Genomic DNA, 5,654 nt, shown 5'->3' with positions numbered 1-5,654 from the left:
GGGTGTTGACGGTCACCAAAAGCGATGTAGAATGGGCGGCTCACCTAGGACGAAACGTCTTGGGGCGTCACCGAGAAATCGGCGACAAGCGAGAAGATCTTTGACAGTGTGCGCAGGTGAATTGTGTGGACGCCTTGCGATGGAGGGTTACGACCTGTCCAATAAATGCAAGCGTCCCACCAAGTAAAAAGTCAGTAATGAGTTTTGATTGGTTGGGAACTAACGCTTCAGAAAGATAGATGACCGAGTCCGCAAGGACGAGGTTGTCGAAAACTTAAGTGAAGAGTTTGATCCTGGCTCAGATTGAACGCTGGCGGCATGCCTAACACATGCAAGTCGAACGGCAGCACAGCAGTAGCAATACTGTGGGTGGCGAGTGGCGGACGGGTGAGTAATGCATCGGGACCTACCTGAACGTGGGGGATAACGTAGGGAAACTTACGCTAATACCGCATACGTCCTACGGGAGAAAGCGGGGGACCTTCGGGCCTCGCGCGGTCAGACGGACCGATGTTCGATTAGCTAGTTGGTAGGGTAATGGCCTACCAAGGCGACGATCGATAGCTGGTCTGAGAGGATGATCAGCCACACTGGAACTGAGACACGGTCCAGACTCCTACGGGAGGCAGCAGTGGGGAATATTGGACAATGGGCGCAAGCCTGATCCAGCAATGCCGCGTGTGTGAAGAAGGCCTTCGGGTTGTAAAGCACTTTTATCAGGAGCGAAATACTACCGGTTAATAACCGGTGGGGCTGACGGTACCTGAGGAATAAGCACCGGCTAACTTCGTGCCAGCAGCCGCGGTAATACGAAGGGTGCAAGCGTTAATCGGAATTACTGGGCGTAAAGGGTGCGTAGGCGGTTAGTTAAGTCTGTCGTGAAATCCCCGGGCTCAACCTGGGAATGGCGATGGATACTGGCTAGCTAGAGTGTGTCAGAGGATGGTGGAATTCCCGGTGTAGCGGTGAAATGCGTAGAGATCGGGAGGAACATCAGTGGCGAAGGCGGCCATCTGGGACAACACTGACGCTGAAGCACGAAAGCGTGGGGAGCAAACAGGATTAGATACCCTGGTAGTCCACGCCCTAAACGATGCGAACTGGATGTTGGTCTCAACTCGGAGATCAGTGTCGAAGCTAACGCGTTAAGTTCGCCGCCTGGGGAGTACGGTCGCAAGACTGAAACTCAAAGGAATTGACGGGGGCCCGCACAAGCGGTGGAGTATGTGGTTTAATTCGATGCAACGCGAAGAACCTTACCTGGCCTTGACATGTCCGGAATCCTGCAGAGATGCGGGAGTGCCTTCGGGAATCGGAACACAGGTGCTGCATGGCTGTCGTCAGCTCGTGTCGTGAGATGTTGGGTTAAGTCCCGCAACGAGCGCAACCCTTGTCCTTAGTTGCCAGCACGTAATGGTGGGAACTCTAAGGAGACTGCCGGTGACAAACCGGAGGAAGGTGGGGATGACGTCAAGTCCTCATGGCCCTTACGGCCAGGGCTACACACGTACTACAATGGTCGGTACAGAGGGTTGCAATACCGCGAGGTGGAGCCAATCCCAGAAAGCCGATCCCAGTCCGGATCGAAGTCTGCAACTCGACTTCGTGAAGTCGGAATCGCTAGTAATCGCGGATCAGCTATGCCGCGGTGAATACGTTCCCGGGCCTTGTACACACCGCCCGTCACACCATGGGAGTGAGTTGCTCCAGAAGCCGTTAGTCTAACCGCAAGGGGGACGACGACCACGGAGTGGTTCATGACTGGGGTGAAGTCGTAACAAGGTAGCCGTATCGGAAGGTGCGGCTGGATCACCTCCTTTCGAGATAGACGGCGTAGCCCTTCTCGCAAGACGTCCACACAAGACACCTGTACTTCACGCGACATCCTGTCGCGAAGAGCGAAGATCAAGACCGTCCATCCCTGGACGGACTCTTCATCAGCCGCCGCTTCGAACCTGGTTCTGGTCAGTTTGTCCAGGTAGCTTGGCTCGCGGGTTCTGGGGTTCACCTTTCATGGGTCTGTAGCTCAGGTGGTTAGAGCGCACCCCTGATAAGGGTGAGGCCGGTGGTTCGAGTCCACCCAGACCCACCATGGGGCCATAGCTCAGCTGGGAGAGCACCTGCTTTGCAAGCAGGGGGTCGTCGGTTCGATCCCGACTGGCTCCACCATATAAGCGCCGCGTGAAGTATCAGCACACAAAGATTTGAAATCATCCGGCATTGAGGCCGGTGTGATGTTCTTTGAAAACAAGTAAACGAGTGACAAGCGTCTTGGTTCGAACCGAACCGAGACAAGTGTTAAGGCACGAAAACGAAGTAACTTGGCTGCACCTGATGAGGGTGTATGCCCCGAGGCGACTTGGGGTTATATGGTCAAGCGACTAAGCGTATACGGTGGATGCCTTGGCAGTCAGAGGCGATGAAGGACGTGGCAGCCTGCGAAAAGTGTCGGGGAGCTGGCAACAAGCTTTGATCCGGCAATGTCCGAATGGGGAAACCCACTCCGCAAGGAGTACTGCATGGTGAATACATAGCCATGCAGGGCGAACCCGGGGAACTGAAATATCTAAGTACCCGGAGGAAAAGAAATCAACCGAGATTCCCTGAGTAGCGACGAGCGAACGGGGACTAGCCCAAAAGCACATCATGTTTTAGTCAAACGGTTTGGAAAAGCCGGCCATAGATGGTGATAGCCCAGTCGACGAAAGGGCATGGTGTGTGAAATTGAGTAAGGCGGGGCACGTGAAACCTTGTCTGAACATGGGGGGACCATCCTCCAAGGCTAAATACTACTGACTGACCGATAGCGAACTAGTACCGTGAGGGAAAGGCGAAAAGAACCCCGGAGAGGGGAGTGAAATAGACCCTGAAACCGTATACGTACAAGCAGTGGAAGCCCGCAAGGGTGACTGCGTACCTTTTGTATAATGGGTCAGCGACTTACTGTCTGTGGCAAGCTTAACCGTATAGGGGAGGCGAAGAGAAATCGAGTCTGAATAGGGCGCATAGTCTCAGGCAGTAGACCCGAAACCGAGTGATCTATCCTTGGCCAGGTTGAAGGTGCGGTAACACGCACTGGAGGACCGAACCCACATCTGTTGCAATAGATGGGGATGAGCTGAGGATAGGAGTGAAAGGCTAAACAAACTCGGAGATAGCTGGTTCTCCTCGAAAGCTATTTAGGTAGCGCCTCGTGCGAATACTGTTGGGGGTAGAGCACTGTTATGGCTAGGGGGTCATCGCGACTTACCAAACCATGGCAAACTCCGAATACCAACACGTACTACACGGGAGACACACGGCGGGTGCTAACGTCCGTCGTGAAAAGGGAAACAACCCAGACCCGCAGCTAAGGTCCCAAAGTCATAGCTAAGTGGAAAACGATGTGGAAAGGCATAGACAGCCAGGAGGTTGGCTTAGAAGCAGCCATCCTTTAAAGAAAGCGTAATAGCTCACTGGTCGAGTCGGTCTGCGCGGAAGATTTAACGGGGCTAAGCTATGCACCGAAGCTCGGGGTGTGCACATTTATGTGTACGCGGTAGAGGAGCGTTCCGTAAGCCTGTGAAGGTGGATTGTAAAGTCTGCTGGAGGTATCGGAAGTGCGAATGCTGACATGAGTAACGATAATGGGGGTGAAAAGCCCCCACGCCGAAAGCCCAAGGTTTCCTCGCGCAACGTTCATCGGCGCAGGGTGAGTCGGCCCCTAAGGCGAGGCAGAAATGCGTAGTCGATGGGAAGCAGGTTAATATTCCTGCACTTTTCCATAGTGCGATGTGGGGACGGAGAAGGTTAGGTCTACCGGGCGTTGGTTGTCCCGGGGAAAGGAGGTAGGCATGAATCTTAGGCAAATCCGGGATTCTTTATGCCGAGCACCGAGACGAGCCCTATTGGGCGAAGTGACTGACACCACGCTTCCAGGAAAAGCCACTAAGCTTCAGCTATGGAAAAACCGTACCGCAAACCGACACTGGTAGGCAGGGTGAGAATCCCAAGGCGCTTGAGAGAACTCGGGTGAAGGAACTAGGCAAAATGGCACCGTAACTTCGGGAGAAGGTGCGCCCATTGACGTGGTCACGTGCGTGACTGAGCGTCGATGGGTCGCAGTAACCTGGCCGCTGCGACTGTTTATCAAAAACACAGCACTCTGCAAACACGAAAGTGGACGTATAGGGTGTGACGCCTGCCCGGTGCTGGAAGGTTAATTGATGGGGTCAGCCGCAAGGCGAAGCTCTTGATCGAAGCCCCAGTAAACGGCGGCCGTAACTATAACGGTCCTAAGGTAGCGAAATTCCTTGTCGGGTAAGTTCCGACCTGCACGAATGGCGTAACGACAGCGGCGCTGTCTCCACCCGAGACTCAGTGAAATTGAATTCGCTGTGAAGATGCAGCGTTCCCGCGGCAAGACGGAAAGACCCCGTGAACCTTTACTATAGCTTTACACTGAACGTTGAGTTCTTCTGTGTAGGATAGGTGGGAGGCTTTGAAGCGCAGACGCCAGTTTGCGTGGAGCCATCCTTGAAATACCACCCTGAAGTGCTTGACGTTCTAACCTCGGCCCGTAATCCGGGTCAGGGACCGTGTATGGTGGGTAGTTTGACTGGGGCGGTCTCCTCCCAAAGAGTAACGGAGGAGCACGAAGGTACGCTCAGCGCGGTCGGACATCGCGCACTGTGTGCAATGGCATAAGCGTGCTTGACTGCGAGATCGACGGATCAAGCAGGTACGAAAGTAGGTCATAGTGATCCGGTGGTTCTGTATGGAAGGGCCATCGCTCAACGGATAAAAGGTACTCCGGGGATAACAGGCTGATACCGCCCAAGAGTTCATATCGACGGCGGTGTTTGGCACCTCGATGTCGGCTCATCACATCCTGGGGCTGTAGCCGGTCCCAAGGGTATGGCTGTTCGCCATTTAAAGTGGTACGCGAGCTGGGTTCAGAACGTCGTGAGACAGTTCGGTCCCTATCTGTCGTGGGCGTTGGAGATTTGAGGGGGGCTGCTCCTAGTACGAGAGGACCGGAGTGGACGTTCCGCTGGTGTTCGGGTTGTCATGCCAATGGCATTGCCCGGTAGCTATGAACGGAAGTGATAACCGCTGAAAGCATCTAAGCGGGAAGCACGCCCCAAGATGAGATCTCCCGAGAGCTAGACTCTCCTTAAGGCACCATGAAGACTACGTGGTTGATAGGTCAGGTGTGGAAGCGCAGCAATGCGTTCAGCTAACTGATACTAATGAGCCGTGAGGCTTGACCATATAACCCCAAGACGCTTCGCTTTGGTCTTAGCAAAGGTCTGATTCGAATTCACCTCGACGCTTGTCACTCGTTTACGATTTATCCACGTGAGATCCCTCTCACGGAAGCGTCCGGTCAGCGTCTTTGACCCGACACTTCAGAAGAATGTGGAGCCGGCGCTCAAGCGCCGCTCCCACCCCTTCCCTGGCGGCCATAGCGGCGTGGTACCACCTGATCCCATCCCGAACTCAGAAGTGAAACGCGCATGCGCCGATGGTAGTGTGGCTTTGCCATGCAAGAGTAGGTCACCGCCAGGGGCTTTATCCAAGAAGGCCTCCCCATCCGGGGAGGCCTTCGTCTTTGGGGGCGCTGGAAAGCGATAGCTGTCGGGATCGCACCCTGCAACAGCGGAGCCCGTCTC

Annotated in this window: 2 tRNA genes and 3 rRNA genes; all 5 read left to right on the top strand. The window is 54.6% G+C overall.

Annotated elements, in window-relative coordinates:
- The first annotated feature begins 275 nt into the window (after positions 1-275).
- The 5 genes from B0E50_RS00025 to rrf all read left to right on the top strand — a co-directional run bounded on the left by B0E50_RS00025 (position 276) and on the right by rrf (position 5,550).
- Positions 276-1,820, top strand: a 16S ribosomal RNA gene (locus B0E50_RS00025).
- A gap of 195 nt (positions 1,821-2,015) precedes the next feature.
- A tRNA-Ile gene (locus tag B0E50_RS00020) sits at positions 2,016-2,092 on the top strand.
- Position 2,093: 1 nt separating this feature from the next.
- Positions 2,094-2,169: transfer RNA gene (locus B0E50_RS00015), tRNA-Ala, on the top strand.
- A gap of 202 nt (positions 2,170-2,371) precedes the next feature.
- A 23S ribosomal RNA gene (locus tag B0E50_RS00010) occupies positions 2,372-5,253 on the top strand.
- A 183-nt stretch (positions 5,254-5,436) separates the two neighbouring features.
- Positions 5,437-5,550: ribosomal RNA gene (rrf, locus tag B0E50_RS00005) — 5S ribosomal RNA — on the top strand.
- Together the 16S, 23S and 5S rRNA genes with 2 tRNA genes alongside form the textbook arrangement of a ribosomal RNA operon.
- Positions 5,551-5,654: the final 104 nt, after the last annotated feature.

This window comes from Rhodanobacter sp. C01 (assembly GCF_002001045.1).
GTDB lineage: Bacteria > Pseudomonadota > Gammaproteobacteria > Xanthomonadales > Rhodanobacteraceae > Rhodanobacter.
This window is presented reverse-complemented; position numbering and strand designations above follow the sequence as displayed.